The organism is Salinicoccus jeotgali (assembly GCF_039538805.1).
Classification (GTDB): Bacteria; Bacillota; Bacilli; order Staphylococcales; family Salinicoccaceae; genus Salinicoccus; species Salinicoccus jeotgali.
The window spans coordinates 51,479-70,874 of the sequence record NZ_BAABCK010000019.1 but is presented as its reverse complement, the minus strand read 5'-3'; the positions used below and the strand labels follow the sequence as shown (position 1 = coordinate 70,874).

At 42.5% G+C, this 19,396-nt stretch carries 18 protein-coding genes, 1 other RNA gene and 1 riboswitch; of the genes, 5 read left to right on the top strand and 14 right to left on the bottom strand.

Annotated elements, in window-relative coordinates; translation table 11 throughout:
- Positions 1 to 313: 313 nt before the first annotated feature.
- The 9 genes from recR to ABD734_RS05005 form a co-directional block, all read right to left on the bottom strand.
- Positions 314 to 910 carry a recombination mediator RecR gene (gene recR, locus ABD734_RS05045; RefSeq protein ID WP_344702021.1) on the bottom strand — a complete coding sequence of 199 codons (597 nt, stop codon included), beginning with the start codon at positions 908 to 910 and terminating at the stop codon, positions 314 to 316.
- Positions 911 to 1,234: a YbaB/EbfC family nucleoid-associated protein gene (locus ABD734_RS05040; RefSeq protein ID WP_344702020.1), complete on the bottom strand. Its 324-nt coding sequence runs from the start codon at positions 1,232 to 1,234 to the stop codon at positions 911 to 913.
- 78 nt (positions 1,235 to 1,312) lie between these two features.
- Positions 1,313 to 2,971 (bottom strand): DNA polymerase III subunit gamma/tau, encoded by a 1,659-nt coding sequence (dnaX, locus tag ABD734_RS05035; protein WP_344702018.1) that lies wholly within the window; start codon positions 2,969 to 2,971, stop codon positions 1,313 to 1,315.
- A 123-nt stretch (positions 2,972 to 3,094) separates the two neighbouring features.
- Positions 3,095 to 3,361: signal recognition particle sRNA large type (gene ffs, locus ABD734_RS05030), an RNA gene on the bottom strand.
- Between the two features lie 45 nt (positions 3,362 to 3,406).
- A complete protein-coding gene (treR, locus tag ABD734_RS05025; protein ID WP_344702016.1) occupies positions 3,407 to 4,135 on the bottom strand; it encodes a trehalose operon repressor in 729 nt (242 codons plus the stop codon).
- Between the two features lie 55 nt (positions 4,136 to 4,190).
- A complete protein-coding gene (treC, locus tag ABD734_RS05020; protein WP_344702014.1) occupies positions 4,191 to 5,834 on the bottom strand; it encodes an alpha,alpha-phosphotrehalase in 1,644 nt (547 codons plus the stop codon).
- 24 nt (positions 5,835 to 5,858) lie between these two features.
- The gene (gene treP, locus ABD734_RS05015; protein ID WP_344702012.1) at positions 5,859 to 7,307 is read right to left on the bottom strand and encodes a PTS system trehalose-specific EIIBC component; all 1,449 of its coding nucleotides are present in this window, start codon (positions 7,305 to 7,307) and stop codon (positions 5,859 to 5,861) included.
- A 245-nt stretch (positions 7,308 to 7,552) separates the two neighbouring features.
- Positions 7,553 to 8,701, bottom strand: a complete 1,149-nt coding sequence (locus ABD734_RS05010) for a M20 family metallopeptidase (RefSeq protein WP_344702010.1) — start codon at positions 8,699 to 8,701, stop codon at positions 7,553 to 7,555.
- A gap of 95 nt (positions 8,702 to 8,796) precedes the next feature.
- Positions 8,797 to 10,230 carry a YfcC family protein gene (locus ABD734_RS05005; protein WP_344702008.1) on the bottom strand — a complete coding sequence of 478 codons (1,434 nt, stop codon included), beginning with the start codon at positions 10,228 to 10,230 and terminating at the stop codon, positions 8,797 to 8,799.
- A gap of 199 nt (positions 10,231 to 10,429) precedes the next feature.
- Between ABD734_RS05005 and ABD734_RS05000 the strand changes: the two genes are divergently transcribed.
- Positions 10,430 to 10,879: an SRPBCC family protein gene (locus ABD734_RS05000; RefSeq protein WP_344702006.1), complete on the top strand. Its 450-nt coding sequence runs from the start codon at positions 10,430 to 10,432 to the stop codon at positions 10,877 to 10,879.
- 292 nt (positions 10,880 to 11,171) lie between these two features.
- Here ABD734_RS05000 and guaA read toward each other — a convergent pair whose 3' ends face one another.
- Together guaA and guaB are read right to left on the bottom strand one after the other, a co-directional pair.
- Positions 11,172 to 12,722: a glutamine-hydrolyzing GMP synthase gene (guaA, locus tag ABD734_RS04995; RefSeq protein ID WP_344702004.1), complete on the bottom strand. Its 1,551-nt coding sequence runs from the start codon at positions 12,720 to 12,722 to the stop codon at positions 11,172 to 11,174.
- Positions 12,723 to 12,737: 15 nt separating this feature from the next.
- Positions 12,738 to 14,207: an IMP dehydrogenase gene (gene guaB, locus ABD734_RS04990; RefSeq protein ID WP_344702002.1), complete on the bottom strand. Its 1,470-nt coding sequence runs from the start codon at positions 14,205 to 14,207 to the stop codon at positions 12,738 to 12,740.
- 77 nt (positions 14,208 to 14,284) lie between these two features.
- Positions 14,285 to 14,385, bottom strand: a riboswitch (purine riboswitch).
- Between the two features lie 146 nt (positions 14,386 to 14,531).
- On the opposite strand from guaB, the gene ABD734_RS04985 reads away from it, so the two are divergent.
- Positions 14,532 to 14,927, top strand: coding sequence for a hypothetical protein (locus ABD734_RS04985; protein WP_344702000.1), 396 nt, complete (start codon positions 14,532 to 14,534; stop codon positions 14,925 to 14,927).
- A 40-nt stretch (positions 14,928 to 14,967) separates the two neighbouring features.
- On the opposite strand, the gene ABD734_RS04980 is transcribed toward ABD734_RS04985, so the two are convergent.
- Positions 14,968 to 15,558, bottom strand: a complete 591-nt coding sequence (locus ABD734_RS04980; RefSeq protein WP_344701998.1) for a YfbU family protein — start codon at positions 15,556 to 15,558, stop codon at positions 14,968 to 14,970.
- Between the two features lie 241 nt (positions 15,559 to 15,799).
- Positions 15,800 to 16,642, bottom strand: a complete 843-nt coding sequence (locus tag ABD734_RS04975; protein ID WP_344701996.1) for a helix-turn-helix domain-containing protein — start codon at positions 16,640 to 16,642, stop codon at positions 15,800 to 15,802.
- A 200-nt stretch (positions 16,643 to 16,842) separates the two neighbouring features.
- Here ABD734_RS04975 and ABD734_RS04970 point away from each other — a divergent pair, with 200 nt between their 5' ends.
- The 3 genes from ABD734_RS04970 (at position 16,843) to ABD734_RS04960 (ending at position 18,902) form a co-directional block, all read left to right on the top strand.
- Entirely contained in the window at positions 16,843 to 17,712 is an 870-nt protein-coding gene (locus ABD734_RS04970) for a general stress protein (RefSeq protein ID WP_344701994.1), read from the top strand.
- 131 nt (positions 17,713 to 17,843) lie between these two features.
- Positions 17,844 to 18,584, top strand: a complete 741-nt coding sequence (locus ABD734_RS04965) for an SDR family NAD(P)-dependent oxidoreductase (protein WP_344701992.1) — start codon at positions 17,844 to 17,846, stop codon at positions 18,582 to 18,584.
- A 60-nt stretch (positions 18,585 to 18,644) separates the two neighbouring features.
- The gene (locus ABD734_RS04960) at positions 18,645 to 18,902 is read left to right on the top strand and encodes a hypothetical protein (protein WP_344701990.1); all 258 of its coding nucleotides are present in this window, start codon (positions 18,645 to 18,647) and stop codon (positions 18,900 to 18,902) included.
- A gap of 55 nt (positions 18,903 to 18,957) precedes the next feature.
- Here the strand turns inward: ABD734_RS04960 and rpsR are convergent, their stop codons facing one another.
- On the bottom strand, positions 18,958 to 19,200 hold the full coding sequence (gene rpsR, locus ABD734_RS04955; protein WP_344702029.1) for a 30S ribosomal protein S18: 243 nt from the start codon (positions 19,198 to 19,200) through the stop codon (positions 18,958 to 18,960).
- Positions 19,201 to 19,396: the final 196 nt, after the last annotated feature.

Below are 19,396 nucleotides of genomic sequence, written 5' to 3'. Positions count from 1 at the left end.
GTGCTCTGACTCGTTGCGGTTTTACTTGTCGCCCAAGTTGAATGGTAAAACCATCCAGTTTTATTGGAATTAACGTTGACATATTGTCATTCAGTTTTCAATGTTCTCTCGTTGACTGCTTTACTATTATAGCATGTCGCATTTTGGAATGCAACACTTATTTATATCTTTTTTAACTAAATAGTAACGTTTGTTGTGTCGGTATGTGTTTCGTCCGACAAGATATAACTATACAGGGTCTGTTCAATTAATGCAAGGGGTTTTTTAAAAAAAGTTTCAGGAGCTTCAAATTGCTTTGAAACCCCCGAACTTTCTACAGTTCCGTCCGGTATTCTATCGCCTTCGACAGTGTCACTTCATCTGCATACTCCAGGTCTCCACCTACAGGAAGACCGTGGGCTAGACGAGTTATCCTAACCCCTATCGGTTTTACGAGTCGCGAGATGTACATCGCTGTCGACTCACCTTCGATGTTCGGGTTCGTGGCCAGGATGATTTCTTTTATCTGTTCATCCTTCAAGCGTTCTATCAGCGTGGCTACATTGATATCTTCAGGGCCTATGCCATCCATTGGACTTATTGCCCCATGCAGGACATGGTACAACCCTTGATATTCACGCATCTTCTCCATAGCTATAACATCTTTCGTATCTTGAACGACACATACTATGGAACGATCCCTACTCTTATCTTGGCAGATGTAGCATGGATCTACATCGGTGATGTGTCCACAGATAGAACAGAATTGGAGGTCTCTTTTTACCTCCATAAGGCTCCGCGAAAAATTGACTACGTCGTCTTCCTTCATATTAAGTACATAAAATGCCAGACGCTGGGCAGTCTTCGGCCCAATGCCCGGCAATTTCATGAAACTGTCTATCAGCTTGGATATTGGTTCTGGATAATGCATCTACATCATTCCCGGAATGTTCATGCCTTTAGTATGTTTTCCTAGACGCTCGCTTGTAAGTTCATCCGCTTTCGTCATTGCTTCATTGGTTGCGGCTACGATCAGATCCTGGAGCATTTCGATGTCATCAGGATCCACAACTTCTTCCTGCACCTCGACATCCAATACTTCTTTATGTCCGGAGACAGTCACTTTAACCATGCCGCCGCCAGCTGTACCTTCAATTTTTTCTTCTTTCAGTTTTTCCTGTTCTTCTTGCATCTTCTTTTGCATTTTCTGCATTTGCTTCATCATGCCTTGCATATTGTTCATTCCGCCAGCCATATATATTCTCCTCCAATTAATTTTAATTTTCTTCTATAATAGTATATACGAAATGAAAGCTTTTATAAACAGATATCCTTAACGGGTCTCCACTATATCATCGCCGAATATCTCCTTGGCGACATCGGAAGGTTTTTTCTCTTTTGTTATAGAAGCTTCAGGTTCCTCTTTTTTCCGGTTCGATTTCTTCTCTTGGATATAATCATGTCTAACCTGCAGCCAGCTGGAGTCGGGGACGCCCACCACCTTTACATCTTTCCCTATAATGGAAGGAATGACTTCCTCCAACTCCTTTCGTTTCTTCTCATCCTTGTTTATCAGATCGCTGTGCAGGTCACTTTGAAACTTGAGAAGTACATGTGTATCGCTTGCAGCAACGGGTTCTGAATCTTTAATGAGTGAGCGGAGCGCATGGTATCCCTTTTCCTCGACATGTTGATAGACCTTGGGCCAGTCATCTTTAAGTTTAACAAGATCATCTTTATTGGCATGATCCAGCACTTTTTCTATCTGACGCAGTGAGAATCCTTTAGCCATTTGGTTCGAGGATTTTCTTGGCGGCTCTGCCGTTTGCGTCCTTGATGTATCCTTCGGCTGATCCGCCAATTTTTTATCGATTTCAGCCAATCTCTGTTCGATGTGCGAAAGGTCGACTGCCTGAGGCACGTTCGCCTGATCATTACGGTTGAGTACCTGAATCAGTTTAACGATGACTACTTCAAGATGGACGCTGGTGTTGACGGAAAAGCGCATCATCACCATGGCATCATTGAGCACATCTATCATTTCATATAACATCTTATCTTCAGTGTGCACAAAGGCAGTATCCTCGTCGATATCGCCTTCATGCTTCATCAGGATGATATCCCTTATATAGTAGACCAATTCATGAACCAGCCGCGTAGGGTCCTTACCCTCTTCGATGAACTGATGGTATCTGATGAATGCCTGCCTTGAATCCCGCTGGTCAATCATTTTAAGCCAAGTGTTCAGCTCTTCGGATTTGATTCCGCCCGTGATCATGATGGCATCGTCCAACGTTATGACATCATTGCTGTAGGCGATGACCTGATCCATGATGCTCAATGCGTCCCGCATGCCGCCTTCTGAGGCGCGTGCAATATATTCGATTGCTTCTTCCTCATACTCCAGCGTCTCGCTTTCGGCCACATACTTGAGTCGATCTGCAATCTCACTCATTTCAATCGACTTGAAATCAAAGCGTTGGGCTCGGGAGATGATGGTAGCCGGTATTTTATGGGGTTCAGTCGTCGCCAATATGAATATGGCGTGACCCGGTGGTTCTTCCAAAGTCTTCAAAAGCGCATTGAATGCACCCGTCGTCAGCATGTGCACCTCATCTATGATATATACTTTATATCTTGTTTCAGAAGGTGCATACTTCACCTTTTCCCTGAGGTTCCGGATTTCATCTACACCGTTATTGCTTGCAGCATCTATTTCAATGACATCGTTCGCACTGCCTTCTGTAATGCTCATGCATATATCGCACTCGTTGCACGGTTCCCCATCAGTACCGAAGTTGCAGTTCAATGCTTTTGCAAATATTTTCGCAATGCTGGTCTTACCCGTGCCCCTCGGTCCGCTGAACAGATAGGCATGGGATTCCTTATTCCTGATTATTGCATTCTTCAAAGTTTTCGTTACGTGTTTCTGACCGACGACATCTTCGAATTTCTGCGGCCTGAATGCCCGGTATAACGCCTGATATTCCATTCAGCAGCACCTCCGTAATGATTCTTCCATGCCAATAATTATATCATATATAAACACTGTCCACCTTTAAAGGAGAACATTAAAAAATGACTGCATCATCAGATGCAGTCATACATTATGTAACCGTGCACCGCTTCCTTGAATTTTCGGCACAAGCGTTACTCAAAACATCAGCTCAACTCCGGCTGTCCTACGGCACATAGAATGGGCCACTTAATGCTGCTTCCTTCCGGACCTGACATAGTTCGTGACGTTCTATTGCATAGGACCGGAATCTCAACACTGATGATATTGAGGCAGTCCTCACACCGAATACCCTCAGAAGCGGAATTCAGTCCTGCTAGAGCGGATTGCAGGTACAGGGCACCGCTACCTCCCCACTTAGCACGGCACGTTATATAATATCAAAATCAACAATCGAATGCAAGATTAATGCTACTCTCCATGAAACCTGCGAGAAAAATCAATGAACTTGAATTCATTGGCCAGATGCTTGGAGATATTATATTGGAATGGCTGAGCGTTGCTCAAATGCACTATGGAACGAACGGTAGCAGTATATCTGGGAAGGGCATTTCCAAACAGCTCGAGATCTCTTTCATTCATCGGGTCGAAGGTGATCTCCTTATGGGAATAGGCGATAGTCAGACCCAATTTATCTTCTATATATTCATAGATCGAGTCCTCTGCAATTTCCTCTGTAAGTCCGGGCATCATGTCGACCATGAAGAAGTCAGTGTCGACGATATGCGTTTTATCGTTGAATTTGCGTTCCCGGATAAGCTGCCATATTTTCTCATCAGGTTTAATTTTTAACGCATCCATAACTTTTGGAAAGTCTTGTGCGAAATGTTGTTCCAATTCTACAACATTAGTAGAATATTGTGTTGTTTTCAGACTCTGTATTTCCTTAAAGCTTGTGAGGTGGGAGACGGTGAAGTCCATGGAAGGATTGTAGATGACGACTGAACCCTTACCCTTCACTTTTTGGATGTACCCATTTTCCCTCAAAAGGTTGAGCGCTTTCCTCACTGTTTCGCGGGAAACCTCAAAAACGCTGACAAGTGTATGTTCTGAAGGCAGTACGCCGCCGACTTCATACTTACCTTCTGCGATGTCACTCGATAGCACCTGATATATATGGTTATACTTATTTATGTTCATTCTGTTCACCGGCCATTCTTCGGATGTATATAAATCATATACATCTTAACTTTTTCTAGCTATCTTGTCCATAAATCATCAGAGCTTCAAAAGGCCTGAGCACCTCTGCTGTTTTATCATAGTTGGAAATAAGCACTTCTCCTCCACGCTCAACATCTGGCGGATATTCAACAGCCTTATTACGAAAATTAGCTATCACTGTAATGCGCTCACCCTCATACAGGCGCTCGTACACGAATAGATCATCATCCCCCATAAGGTGTGGTCTGACATCGCCGTAGGTCAGAACGTCCTTTTCATGCCTAAGTCGAATCAAGTCCCTATAGGTATAGAGGATGGAATTTTTGTCTTCCAATGCTTTTTCTACATTAATTGTCCCGTAATTATCAGCTACTTCTATCCAAGGGTACCCTTCTGTGAAGCCAGCATGCTTCGAGTCATTCCACTGCATCGGCGTGCGCGAATTATCCCTCGATTTTGAGGCGAGAATCCTCATGACAAGGTCAATACTCATACCCTTTTCCCTCATTGATGTATATGCGTTCAAGCTCTCGACGTCACAATACTGATCAATACGGGTGAAGCCGGGATTGGTCATACCGATCTCTTCTCCTTGGTAAATGTAAGGAGTTCCTTTCAACCCATGCAGCGCAATCGCAAGCATCTTGCTGCTGAGCACTCTATCTTCTTCAGTCGCATCACTTCCAAATCGGGAGACGACCCGGGGCTGATCATGGTTGCACCAGAAAATTGCGTTCCATCCGCCCCCCTGGTCCATCGCTTCCTGCCATTCCATCAATATCCGCTTCAGTTGCAGGAAATCGAAATCCGCCAAGGCCCACTTTTCCCCTCCCGGATAATCCACCTTCAAATGATGGAATGTAAACACCGAATTCAATTCGTTCCTCTCTGGACGTGTATATTTCAGGCAATGTTCTATGGTCGTCGAGGACATTTCCCCGACCGTCATGATATCTTTGCCTCCGAACGTTTCCAGATTCAATTCTTTTATATATTCATGAACCTTAGGGCCATCAGTGTAAAATTCTTTGCCCGGTCCGTCAGCATCTTTAAATTCACCTTTAGAGATCAAGTTGATGACATCGAAGCGGAATCCATCGACTCCGAAGTCTATCCAGTAGTTGATCATATCGTAGATCTTACGACGCACTTCTTCGTTTTCCCAATTCAAGTCCGCTTGGGTCACATCGAAAAGGCGCAGGTAATACTGGTTTGTATCATCATCATAAGTCCATGCATTGCCGCCGAACTTTGATTCCCAGTTCGTGGGAGGAGCGTCATAGGTGCCATCTTTCCATATATAGTAATCCCGATATTCATTATCCCTGGATTTTTTTGATTCTACGAACCAATTGTGGGAAGTGGAGGTGTGATTGATGACTATATCCATCATTATTTTGATACCTTTATCTTGTGCCTGGTCGAGGAGTTCTTTCAAATCTTCCTTAGTTCCAAAATCAGGATTAATTTCGTAATAGTCACTGATATCATACCCATTATCATTCATTGGTGATTTATAAACCGGCGTCAACCAGAGATAGTCCACACCGAGAAACTTGAAATAATCAAGTTTCTCGATGATTCCCCTAATGTCCCCCTGACCGCTTCCGGTCGTGTCATTGAATGATTTCGGGTAGATTTGATAAACGACCGATTTTCTCCAGTCTTTAGACGTCATTATAAAAAACTCCTTTTAATTGTTTTACTCATCCACCATATCTTTAGTCTTCTCTTTAGCGAATCTCGAAAAGAGCAGGGTAAGCAAGAATGGTACAACGATCGCGATCAGCATTCCGATTGTGAATAGGAGCCAGAAACCTTCAGTAATTGAGATGACGCCCGGTACTCCGCCGACTCCGACACTGGCAGCTGTCAGACCATTCATGCCGAATATTCCGCCGACCACTGAAGTTGTCAGAATCGCTGCAAGGAATGGGTATTTAAGAGGGAGATTCACACCGAACATTGCGGGTTCAGTAACCCCGAGCCAACCTGAAATACCAGAAGTCATGGCCAGGCCTTCCTCTTTTTTCTTTTTCTGTTGACGATAGATGACCCATGCGCCGAACGCTGCAGAACCTTGGGCAATATTGGAGATCGCGAGGATCGGCCATAGATATGTCGCTCCGGTAGTTCCAATTAGCTGAAGATCCATCGCAAGGAACATATGATGGAGTCCTGTAATGACAAGTGGAGCATAGAACAATCCATATACTGCTCCGCCCAATATTCCTGCAGATTCAAACAACCATACGATGCTGTCTGAGATGATGCCGCTCAGGAATAACGTGACCGGTCCGATTAGTGTAAATGTAAGGATACCGACAACCAGCAGGGAAATCGGTGCAACCAGAAGCAGCTTAAACATGTCGTGGATGCGTTTATCGAAGAAATTCTCCACTTTGGCAAGCAGCCATGCTGCGACCAGCACTGGGAGAACCTGTCCCCGATAGTTCAATTGTTCAATCTGAAGTCCAAAGAAGTTCCATGTAGGAATTTCAGCAAGTTCTCCCGCATCAGCATCGAATAAACCGTACTGACTGGCAAGATCTGGGTGACAAAGTGCGACACCTAAAGCAATACCAAGCAAAGGATTGCCCCCAAACACCTTCATGGCCGACCAGCCAATCAGCACAGGAAGGAAGATGAATGGTGCGACCGCGATGAAGTTGATCATGCTCGCGATGCCTTCGATACCTGGGAATTGACTTATGACGGACTCATTTTCCCAAAACAAGCCTTCTACTGTAAGCAGGTTATTGATACCAAGAAGCAGACCCGCGGTCACGATGGCCGGTAGGATAGGTATGAAGATATCTCCAAGCACCTTGATGAAACGCTGGATCGGGTTCATCTTCTGCGCAGCTGCAGCTTTCACTTCATCTTTAGAGCCGCCGCCCCTGCCGGTCTCCTCTTCGAAGATTTTGAAGGCGTCATTCACCGTGCCTTGGCCGATGACCACTTGAAACTGGTTGTTTGCTGCAAATGAGCCTTTGACCAGGTCGATGGAATCAAGCTTCTCTTTATCCACTTTCGATTCGTCTTCCAATGCAAGCCGCAAGCGCGTCACACAATGCGTAGCGGCATTAACGTTTTCCTTGCCGCCGATCGCCTCGATAATTTCTTTAACATCATCCCTATTCACTGCCATCCTATTCACTCTCCCCTATTTTATATTTCGGTGTAATTATAGCATGTATATACATGTTATGTAAAGGCTTTCATAAATCCGGTGGTATTAAAAAAATGCTGCTTATAAAAGCAGCATCCGTAAATAATCGTTCTTTTTCGTATTATAATCTAATCTCTATATTGGTCTCTGTTTAATCTATCTTAAGTCTATGATGTTGTATCCAATGGAGGGGCAGCAATCAAACAGGGCAGATTTTCATTCGACTATTCATTCACGTACATTTTATGGAGTCGGCGTACGACATTAATGAACAGGGTTGTCCTTTCCATAAGCGTATCTATAACTAGATATTCTCTCTCAGTATGTTGTTTACCGCCGACAGGTCCCATCCCGTCAATTGTTGGAATACCCATCGCAGCTGTAAATGAGGCATCCGAACCGCCACCGCTTGCAATATGATCAATTTCTATTCCAAGTGATTCCGCTTCCTTCAAGACGATATCGACAAGCTCCCCGACACTAGACGCAAATTCCATCGGTGGCCGATTGATACCCCCAGTGAGTGTTAATTCTGCTCCTGTAACCGTGCTTTCATTACACACTTTTTGGATCTTTTCATCAATTTCCGCCGCTTGCTCCTGGGTGCTGATGCGAACATCAATTCCCGCTTTGGCGATTGGTGCTACTGTATTGACGGAGGTCCCTCCTTCAATTAGTCCGATATTTATATTCAAGCCATTTTCGGGGTCCTCAAGTGTCTTCAATTCAATTATCTTATGTGCCATCTCTTCAATGGCACTGATGCCATCTTCAGGATTCATGCCAGAATGTGCTGATTTCCCTCTGATTTCTAACTGGTATTGCCCTACTCCACGACGTGAACTTACAAATGAACCGCTTGGGCGGGCCGGTTCTAGAACAAGCACATATTCTTTATCCTTAGCTTTTTCTTCTATTAGTTTTCGCGATCCGATGGTCCCTATCTCCTCGTCGCTATTGAATATGATTTCCACATCTTTATAGGCGGGGACATTTTCTTCCATCAAAGCTTTCATAGCGTAATAAAGCATGACATGGCTCGCCTTCATATCTATCACGCCCGGTCCATATGCAAAACCATCCTCCATACTGAACGGTCGTTCATCCACTGTTCCTTTCGGAAAAACTGTATCCATGTGCGCAACTATCAAAAATTTTGGTCGTCGAGCATCTTGATGTCTCAGCACAATATTATTTCCTAACTTTTCATTTTCATGTACATCTGCTATAAAGCCAAGATTGTTGAAATGCTCCATTAATAGTTGTCCTACTTTATCGACGCCTTCCTTATCATAGGAACCACTATCAGTATTAACCAACTTTTTGAGCATCTCCAACATTTCTTTTGAGTGGTCATAGATAAACGATTTCATAACGTCCTCCTATACTTTTAACACATGAAGAGTATTTTTCTGTTTACAAATACTTTTATGCTTTTATTGTTACTGGAAATCATTACCGAAAAATTTTAAAACGGACCATAATCGATCATGACCGCAAGGAGCATAAATATTGCCCCTACTCCTACCCATATCAGGACAAGTGGATAGATGAAGCGGAACCATCTGGTCCAAGAAACGCCACCAACAGCTAAAACTGCCATAAGAACGCCCGAGGTAGGTGTTATGATATTAGTAATTCCATCACCCAATTTCATTGCTAAAACACCTGTTTGGCGAGTAATGTCGAGCATATCAACAAGTGGCACCATCAGTGGCATGACAATAGATGCCTGGCCTGTTCCGGAGGTAACCAGCAGATTAAAAAGCAAGTTGAAAGCATAAAGTGCCATTGCACCGAAACCCACACCCATTGATTCCAATGGTGTCAAAGCAGCATATACAATCGTATCCATGATATTGCCTTCTTGCATCACTACGATGACTGCACGCGCAATACCTACAACGAGTGCTCCATAAGTGATTGCTTTAGCACCATTCATGAACCTTCTGATGAATTCATTAGGTGTTATTCTGTCTACTGCTGCAACGACGATAGCCATCATGATGAAAATTGCTGACAATTCATTTACTGACCATCCCAATCTCAGTGCACCGAATAGGAATATGCCTATAAAAATCAAGAATACAAAAATAACTGCAACATGCTTTTTGGTAAAGGATTGATTCGCCTGTCTAGCATCATCTTCATCAGAACTGATGGTGAAGGGCGTATTACCCATCAGACTGAGCGATGGATCCTTACTGATTTTATTTATGTAGCGGACGATGTATAGAATGGTCACAGCCATCAATACTATGAATACTGCCAAACGCAGAAGAAGACCAGAGAATAGTGGCAATTCAGCAATAGTCTGTGCGACACCCAGTATGGTCGGTTCCAGAACTCCTGCCGTATTTCCTGCATAAAATCCGAGATAGACAATTGCTACACCAGCAATCGCATCCAACTTCAGAGCTTTTGCAAGTCCAATTCCCAATGGGATAAAAGCAATTACCGCATTTGAAGCAACGCCAACTGTACAGATGATACCGAAAATCGTTGTAACCGAGGCGATGAGCAGCATCGTATTTCCCTTGGTTTTTCTAACCAGAGCATTTATTCCTGCATCAATCGCTCCAGAAGCATCCAAAACAGCTACGGCCCCGCCTATCATAAAAATAAGGAAAATAATGTTACCCGATTCTATCATTCCTTGTTGAATAGCAAGAAATAGATCCAGTAAAGATGTAGGATTGGATTCTGTGAAACTGAAACTGTCTGGTATAGCTTGTGTAATACCGCCTACTTCTTCGCGCTCATAAGACCCAGCCGGTACGATATAAGTCGCAATTGCCGATAAAAAAGCAATACCAAATATTATGATGAAAGCATCTGGCATCGCAAAACGTCTTTTTTTCGGATGGTTATCCTCTAATTCATTTTCATTAGATTTCTTCATATTATCCTCCTTCTTTTAGTTATGATGAAATAAACAAAATTCTACTCTAGAATAGATTCGGTTATTTAAAGGTATGTTACTATTAACTGAAAAGAGTGTCAATTGAGAATACAATGATATTTAGTTAATAATAATTTTTGCTCTGGAAAAATATGATTAAAACAAGGTTTCTCATCTCTCAAAATATGGAGGTTAGTATATGATAGTATCGAAAAAAGTTAAAATTAATAACACAAAAGAAAAAGTATGGGCGATAATTACGGATATTGAACACTCTTCTGATTTTATCGGAGGCATCACTGATATAGAAATAATTACGCCAGCCGGCGATGATCTTGTTGGTCTCAAATGGAAAGAAACAAGAAGAATATTTGGGAAAGAATCTTATGAAGTGATGTGGATTACCGAATATCAGCAAAACCACTACTATAAGACGAGAGCAGAGAACCATGGTGCAATTTATGTATCCTGCCTCACGATTACAGAAGATGGGGATAGCGTAATCCTTGAAATGTCATTTGAAGGACGAGGTACGACTTTTATATCTAAGACGATGTCTAAAGTTTTTGGTAATATGATGAAGAAATCCATGGGCAAAACACTCGAACAAGACCTCCAAGATATTAAACAGGCATGCGAAGCACAGTAGAATCTTTATCGAATATATTTCCTGAAGATGATGCTATTCATATGCTAAATATCGAGACCTGAGAATTTAATCCACGCAAAACTATTACCATTAGATCTCGATTTCTTATTTCTATCGCTACCTCATATTTTGCTATAAAAATGAAAAAGAAAAGGAGCTAAATCCTTCGAGATTTAGCTCCTTTTATACTTCTTGTATTTTTTATTTGATCAAATACTCACGGCAACAAAGATAAGAAGTAAATAGTAGAGAAGTATCTAGCACAGTGGCCAATTTGATTCGTTCTTTTCCCCTACTCCCACTCGATCGTGGCAGGTGGTTTACTTGTAATGTCATATACGACCCGGTTGATCTGCTCGCTCTCATTGACGAGGCGTTTGGATATGCGCTCGAGCACATCCCAGTCAATCTTAGCGAACTCACTCGTCATACCGTCGATGCTTGTAACGGCCCGGATGCCGATGGTGTGGCTGTATGTCCTGTAATCGCCCATCACACCGACTGAACGGATGTCTGGAAGTACAGTGAAGTACTGCCATATTTCCCGATCGAGCCCTGCTTTAGCGATCTCATCGCGTAGGATCCAATCGCTTTCACGGACGATTTCAAGCTTCTCTTCAGTGATTTCACCTAGGATTCTGATGCCGAGACCAGGGCCTGGGAATGGTTGTCTCCATACGAGGTGTTCAGGAATCCCAAGCTCGATGCCGAGTTCGCGCACTTCGTCCTTGAATAATGTATTGAGCGGCTCGAGCAGCTTGAACTGCATATCTTCAGGCAAGCCGCCTACATTATGATGGGATTTGATGGTTGTTGCAGTTTCTGTACCGGATTCGATGATATCCGTATACAGTGTACCTTGCGCCAAGAAGTCCACATCTTCAAGTTTGGATGCTTCATCATCAAATACATAGATGAACTCGTTGCCGATGATCTTGCGCTTTTGTTCTGGATCGCTGACGCCTTTAAGTTTGTTCATGAACCGGTCTTTCGCATCCACTTTGATGATGTTCATATTGAAACCTTCACCAAAGTGTTCCATAACCATTTCCGCTTCACCTTTTCTAAGGAGTCCATGATCGACGAAGATGCACGTGAGATTATCGCCGATTGCCCTGTGCATCAATACTGCTGTAACGGAGGAATCGACTCCGCCACTCATGGCACAAAGCACTTTCCGATCGCCGACTGTTTCACGGATCTTTTCAATTTCGATATCGATGAAATTATCCATCGTCCACTCACCATGACATTCACATATATCCCGGATGAAGTTTTTGATGAATGTATCTCCGTTCTCCGTGTGTTTGGACTCGGGATGGAACTGCACTCCGTAGATATCCTTATCTCTATGCTGGATACCAGCGTACTGGCAATTCGATGTTTCAGCTATCTTTATATAGTCTTCAGGGATGCGGGTAACTTTATCACTGTGGCTCATAAGGACAGTCTCAACTTCATTGAGTCCTTTGAATAATGGAGATTCCACTTCAGAGTCTAAAGTGATATTGGTCGCACCAAACTCTCTTTCGTTAGAGGCGATTACTTCCCCACCATTAAGATGCGTGATGAGTTGCATGCCATAGCAGATGCCGAGCACTGGTATATCCAAATCGAACACTCCAGGATCGACTGTCCAGGCATTGTCAGCATAGACAGAGCGTGGGCCACCGGAGAGAATGATGCCTTGTGGATTCAACTCTTTTATCTCTTCAAGTGTAATGCTCGGGTTATGGAGCTCACTGTAGACTCCGAGATCTCTGATGCGTCTTGTAATGAGTTGGTTGTATTGACTGCCGTAATCGATTACCAGGATCAGTTCTTGTTCTTTAGCCATTTCCATCTTTAAACAGTGCTCCTATCTAGAATAGTTTGGGGATTCTTTAGTAATCTGTACATCATGTGGATGACTTTCGACCATCCCAGCACCTGTGATTTTAATGAATTGCGATTCTTCCCTCAATTCCTGAAGGTTCGCAGATCCGGTATAACCCATACCCGATCTAAGGCCACCCATTAGCTGATAGACTGTATCACTAAGTGGGCCTTTGTACTCCGTACGGCCTTCTATGCCTTCAGGAACGAATTTTTTAGCTTCAGAATCTTCCTGGAAATAACGGTCTTTCGAGCCTTGTTCCATGGCGCCGAGAGAGCCCATGCCGCGATAGGTCTTATATCTTCTGCCCTGGAATATCTCGGTATCGCCTGGGGATTCGCTTGTTCCCGCCAGAAGGCTGCCGAGCATTACAGCATGTCCGCCCGCTGCGAGCGCCTTGACGATATCACCGGATAGTTTTATGCCGCCATCTGCGATTATAGCTTTACCGTGTTTACGCGCTTCTGTCGCAGCATCATAGATGGCTGTGATTTGTGGGACACCGACACCTGAAACGACACGCGTTGTACAGATTGAACCTGGGCCAATGCCTACTTTGACTACATCCACTCCTGCATTGATTAGTGCTTTCGTACCTTCGGCAGTCGCCACGTTACCTGCAATAAGAGTGATGTCTGGGAATTTCTTGCGTATATCTGCTATTGAATTCAGCACGCCTTCTGAATGGCCGTGGGCCGTATCGATGACAAGTGCGTCGACACCCGCTGAAATCAACTCTTCTGCACGCTTGTCGGTCTCTCTTGCGATACCGATGGCTGCTGCTACCAATAAGCGTCCCTGATCATCTTTTGCACCTTGAGGGAATTCTATAACCTTTTCGATATCTTTTATCGTGATGAGGCCTTTTAATATGTTATTTTCATCAACTAGGGGCAGTTTTTCAATCCTGTACTCTTGAAGAATCTGGGCTGCTTCCTTCAGGGTTGTTCCAACGCCAGCAGTGACAAGATTGTGCTTCGTCATGACGTCATCTATCGGTTTGGAGTAGTCTTCTATGAATCTAAGGTCACGGTTGGTGATGATGCCGATCAGTTTCTTCTCATCGGGATCGTTTACTATCGGTACGCCAGAAATTCTGTATTTACCCATCAGATGTTCTGCCGCAAAGACTTGTTCTTCTTTGGTCAGGAAGAATGGGTCCGTGATGACGCCATTTTCTGAACGTTTAACCTTTTGGACTTCGTCTCGTTGGCGTTCGATCGACATGTTTTTGTGGATGACACCGAGGCCGCCCTGACGTGCAAGGGCAATCGCCATTGCAGATTCCGTGACGGTATCCATGCCTGCGCTCAATACTGGAATGTTGAGCTTAATCTTTTCCGAGAGCTGGACTGACAAGTCCACTCCTTTAGGCAGTACTTCTGAATGAGCTGGCATAAGCAGCACATCATCGAATGTCAAACCTTCTTTTTCGAACTTACTTTCCCACATTTTATTGCCTCCTATTTGAATTAGTGCACCTCAATAAAACACATATGATAGGAACAATGAAAAAACAGCCCCATTCGGACATTCACTTGTTATTCCATAGTAGCTTCATTTAAGGTAAAGCATAGAAACTCATAATCCATATCATTATGATTATATGAAATAAAATATTTAATTATTTATGATAGCAAAAAGCAGCAGCATTAACAATGCATTTGCTAATATGTAGAAAATGACGAAAATTTAAACAATGGATATTTAAGTTTATAAGTTCGCTGCAAAGGGAAAACATCATGAAAAGCTAATAGAAGATATGAGGTGGCCGTTGTGAACTTTTTTGAACTCTACGATAGTCAAGAATCGGTGCTAGATCGGATTACACAGTTGAAAGCTGAAGACTACTATGAAGATGATATACATCTCCTAGGAAGAGATGATCTTGAATTTGATGCACTCGAATATATGGAAGTCCACTTTCATATGCATGTGCCTGACGAGAGGGGTTTAAAGGAGATATTATCTAGAAATGAACCCGCCGAGCGCTATCTTCATGATTTTGAACTCGATGAGGACGAGATCGAAAAATATCTTTTCAAAATAAGCCAAGGCAACTATCTACTCATCTATTCTGATCTTGAAAAGAAAGAAAGGGAAGAAGATGGAGACGAAAGGACAGAGAGTGCAGAAGCTGATTTCAAGGAAAGTACCAGAGACTTAGAATAAAAATACGATTCGGCAATGGACCGAATCGTATTTTTATATTTTAATTATCGTTCAGGTATAATTCAGGCTCTTTTATGGCATGCATACCATGGCCTACGGCTGCTTCTGAGAAATCGCGGTAGATGGGTCTCAAAACTTGTGACTCATCCCCTTTCTTCAAACATATGCGTTTTATCTGTTTCACAGAAAGACTGTTGGAATGCATATATGGTTCATACTTTTTGATCATCCACCTATAGTGATGCAGTGAAAGATTGAAAGCATCACTTCTTTCTTCCCCACACACTTTCCCATACCGCTTCAGAAAATTAAAATATGTATAATGCTGAATTTCTTTATTATTGTCAGGGTCAAAACCATTGAAATGCACATGATATTTATCGGTTATGATTCTTTTTTGGCTTTTTTCCATGAGGTTGACTGCACTTTCAATCTTATTGAACATTTCAATAAGCAGATCGACTTCGTCCGAAATTTCTGACCGCACTTCATCCCCTTCACTGCAGATGCACTCCAAAATATCAGGATAGTGTTTTATGATTCCTTCTGTAAGAATATCCATATAATACTTATAGGATTCCTTATTGGAAGGTTCAAGTATACTAAACAATTTGAACTGATTAAAAATCAATAATCGAATGCTCTTATTATTCAATCCGTTCATCTAGAAGATACAATCCAGACATCTGTACCCATTCGACCGGCCCCTTCTCGATTCTTGCACACACTTCTTTTTTAGCTTATCCAGAACACTTGGCACAACAGATTCTTTCTGATGGACATCCTTCATATTAATTCCCCCTTGTATTAGATGCTTTCAGCATCCTATCCATATTTTAAATTGCGCTTTATGAATAAGATAGCTAGTTACCTCAAATATTCTCCTCAGAATAATTATTCAATTGGATTACCATTTCCAGTTTCCTACCCATTCTGAATAAATGTCTACTTTCATCAATTATTTTTAAGGCCTTTGACTCATTACCCAGATGAAACTCGGCGACGGACTGGTTACAGAGCGTTTCACACATGAGATAAGTCGATTCATGTCTATTTAAAATTTCTATACTTTTATCCGAGTATTTCATCACCTTACTATATTCTTCTTGTCTGCAGTATGCAGTGCTCAAATTATAAAGTATCTTCACGATTAATCTATAGGATTTCCGTCCTGACTTCTGATAGTAGGCCTCGGCTTCCTTATAGAAATCGATGCCTTCTTTTCCCAGCAAATGGTGGATGTTCCCCTTATCCAGATACATTTCCGCTACCGCTTCATACATCCATTCATTTGTTATATTCTTTTCTATTGCCCGGGAAATTTTCTCCTGAGCCACTTCCAGATGTCCTTTGGAATACTCTATCAAACCTTCATGCCAATGTTTATACCCTTCAAGATCTGGCGTCTGACTCCAGGTTTTTTGATCATGCTTCTCCAATATACTTTTGATTTTAACGAAATCCTGCTCTCTTCTTGCTGTATCCAACGCTTCTTGCATCATTTTTGCAGGTGTCTTCTCCCCATTACAGAACACATCATGGAGGCTTAGATTCAATCGCTCCATTATACGCATCAATTTATCCAACGATATGTCAAATTGATCATTTTCCAACCTTGAGATTACTGATTGAGAGACGATCCCTCTGCCTAAGGCAGTTTGGGATAATCCGATCATCTTTCTTCTCATACTGATTCTACTTCCGACACTTTCCAATAAATGTCACCCCTTTTTGATATTATTCCACAGCATGAGGTGATGCGTCCATCAAATTATGAAGGGGAGTTTATGCCCAATTGTGCAGGGTATATGAATATTGTATGAAAAACCTACTAAACAGCAGGATGTATTCAAGCCAATTTATATTCCAGTATATGTAGATGATGATTGAACCCAATAAGATGGAGGGATGGACGATGCGTAAGATTGAAACATTTTTGAGCGAACAGGAATTGACAGGTAGAATCGAAGGATTGAAGGCAGAAGGTATCAAAGAGAAGCAGATGACGGTGATTTCCAGTCAAAATATCGAAGGGGCTTCTGTAAATTATAATGATGTCAATTACAAGAATGCCGACGGAACCACTTGGGACAAAATCGTCGCCTGGTTCTCATCTGAAAATCCTGAAGACCACGTAATGACTGAATTGAATCTCAGCACTGAAGAAGAAAAGGAATATAAAGAAGCACTGGACAGTGGGAAAATCCTGCTTTATGTTAGTGACGAAGAAAAAGGAGCTACGATTGATGCTCCGACAGATCCACTTCTTGAAACGGATGAAAACCGTGTCGATAAAGGACAGACTCCGAACATGCCTGATTCCACTCCAGGCAGTGTATATGCCACAAGCAAGTTGGACGATAATGAGAAAGAGAAAACTCGTATCATAGATGAGGAGATGTCTGAAACACCTCGTAATCAAGATTTGGTCGATACCCATCATATGGAAGATTCATTTGAAGGAGAATCATCGTCAAATCCGGATACTGATGAAAAAGATGGAGACCAGACCGACACACAGGAAGTCTACGTCGACAAAACTGTGGAACCTGATCCCGATAACGCCCCTACGAAGCATGGAGCTAGAGACGAAACTGGTACACAAGAAGTACACGTCAATAAAACTGTAGAGCCTAATTCCCGCAGGACGTTCACAGGGCGTAATGATAAAGACGAAACCGGTACACAAGAGATACATGTCGACAAAACCGTGACACCGGATTCTCACGACGAATCTATAGAACGTAGGCGCACAGATGAGAATGATAAGAGGAATGATTTTTAACGATTGCCCTTCCCTACGGTGCCAAGCCGTGGGGATTTATTCATTACTATCCCCAATAGATAGGTATCGATGATAGTTTTGGATTCATTTAGAGATAATGGGACTTTAAAATAATCAAGGAGGAGAAAAGAATGGGAAGATTAGACAACAAAGTGGCAGTAGTAATAGGAGGTACGTCAGGACTTGGCGAAGCTACGGCTAAAATGTTCTCAAAAGAAGATGCCAAGGTCGCTGTAGTCGGAACCAATGAAGCGCACGCCCAAAGCATCGTTACAGATATCGAAAAAGAAAACGGAGAGGCGATCTTCGTACAAATGGATATAACAAATACAGCTTCGGTTAAAGATGGCGTTGATAAAATAGTGAAGGAATACGGTACTATTGATGTGCTGTATAACGGGGCAGGCATCCATGATGCCTACAACAACATCATTGAAACGGATGAAGCGGATTTTGATAAATTGATGGATGTGAATGTTAAAGGGCCATACCTTGTCACAAAAGCAATCATGCCCATACTTTTAGATAAGGGCAAAGGTTCCATCATCAATGTCGGATCACAATCGACATTTGTCGCTGGTGCGGGTGGCAACACTTATGTAACGAGTAAACATGCCATCAGCGGTTTCACAAAACAATTGGCCTATGATTTCGGCCATAAAGGCATCAAATCCAATTTAATCGCTCCAGGATTCATTGAGACGCCCATGACTGAAGGCATCCAAGATGAAAGGCTAAAAGATATTCCTGCAGGCAGAGCCGGCAAACCGGATGAAATAGCCGCCGTAGCCGTTTTCCTGGCTTCGGACGAATCCGACTATATGCAGGGAGCTGAAATTAAAGTAGACGGTGGCTGGACAGTTGGACGTTAAAAGAGGGAGGAAACCTTTTGATATCAATTGGTACTCTCCTTAAAGGGAGGTGGTGATGACATGGAAAACGTTACAATTAAGTTTGATGAGTTGGTCCCTAAAGCAGCAGAACTGACCGTTAAAGAGACGGAAGAGGATTTTAATCAGTTGGTACCTTCCCCACCAGGAATTTTTAACTTGAGGTTCTTGTTTATCAGCAACTCTCCTATAAACAACCACCATTGTGATCAGGAGAGTTGCTCCTACGATAATTTCTTCATTCATCGAGCTTTAGTTCCGGGAGACTCTTTATTTACCTCACCTGAAAATCAAATTTAGACATAGGAAAACCCCTTGATACTATTGATATCAAGGGGTTTTCATTTAGCTTATATTATTGTTCTTCCTTAACATATGGAAGCAATGCCATATGACGTGCGCGTTTGATTGCTTTTGTAAGCTGGCGCTGATACTTCGCAGAAGTACCTGTTACACGTCTTGGAAGAATTTTACCACGTTCTGAAATGAACTTTTTAAGGAGATCTACTTCTTTATAGTCAATGTGTGTAATACCATTAGCTGTGAAGTAGCAAACCTTTTTACGACGGCGACCGCCTCTTCTTGGACCTGCCATGATTTTTTCCTCCTCTACAGATTGAATGGATGACGCAGCAGTGTGTGGCTACTGCATTCATAAATCCAAATCTATAATTTCGTTATTTCCTGATGAACGTGTATAAGTGTATGTGCATGCTATATTGTACACACTATTGTTTCCTATGTCAATTGGTGGATTATATCATTTGTCGAATATAATTACACAATTATGGCGC

Bases quoted from the DNA above. Each gene is read 5' to 3' on its own strand.
- dnaX (WP_344702018.1), bottom strand. From the start codon at position 2,971: ATGGAATATCAGGCGTTATACCGGGCATTCAGGCCGCAGAAATTCGAA.
- ABD734_RS05010 (WP_344702010.1), bottom strand. From the start codon at position 8,701: ATGAAATCGTTTATCTATGACCACTCAAAAGAAATGTTGGAGATGCTC.
- recR (WP_344702021.1), bottom strand. From the start codon at position 910: ATGCATTATCCAGAACCAATATCCAAGCTGATAGACAGTTTCATGAAA.
- ABD734_RS05040 (WP_344702020.1), bottom strand. From the start codon at position 1,234: ATGGCTGGCGGAATGAACAATATGCAAGGCATGATGAAGCAAATGCAG.
- ABD734_RS04965 (WP_344701992.1), top strand. From the start codon at position 17,844: ATGGGAAGATTAGACAACAAAGTGGCAGTAGTAATAGGAGGTACGTCA.
- guaB (WP_344702002.1), bottom strand. From the start codon at position 14,207: ATGTGGGAAAGTAAGTTCGAAAAAGAAGGTTTGACATTCGATGATGTG.
- guaA (WP_344702004.1), bottom strand. From the start codon at position 12,722: ATGGAAATGGCTAAAGAACAAGAACTGATCCTGGTAATCGATTACGGC.
- ABD734_RS05005 (WP_344702008.1), bottom strand. From the start codon at position 10,230: ATGAAGAAATCTAATGAAAATGAATTAGAGGATAACCATCCGAAAAAA.
- ABD734_RS04970 (WP_344701994.1), top strand. From the start codon at position 16,843: ATGCGTAAGATTGAAACATTTTTGAGCGAACAGGAATTGACAGGTAGA.
- treP (WP_344702012.1), bottom strand. From the start codon at position 7,307: ATGGCAGTGAATAGGGATGATGTTAAAGAAATTATCGAGGCGATCGGC.
- ABD734_RS05000 (WP_344702006.1), top strand. From the start codon at position 10,430: ATGATAGTATCGAAAAAAGTTAAAATTAATAACACAAAAGAAAAAGTA.
- ABD734_RS04960 (WP_344701990.1), top strand. From the start codon at position 18,645: ATGGAAAACGTTACAATTAAGTTTGATGAGTTGGTCCCTAAAGCAGCA.
- treR (WP_344702016.1), bottom strand. From the start codon at position 4,135: ATGAACATAAATAAGTATAACCATATATATCAGGTGCTATCGAGTGAC.
- treC (WP_344702014.1), bottom strand. From the start codon at position 5,834: ATGACGTCTAAAGACTGGAGAAAATCGGTCGTTTATCAAATCTACCCG.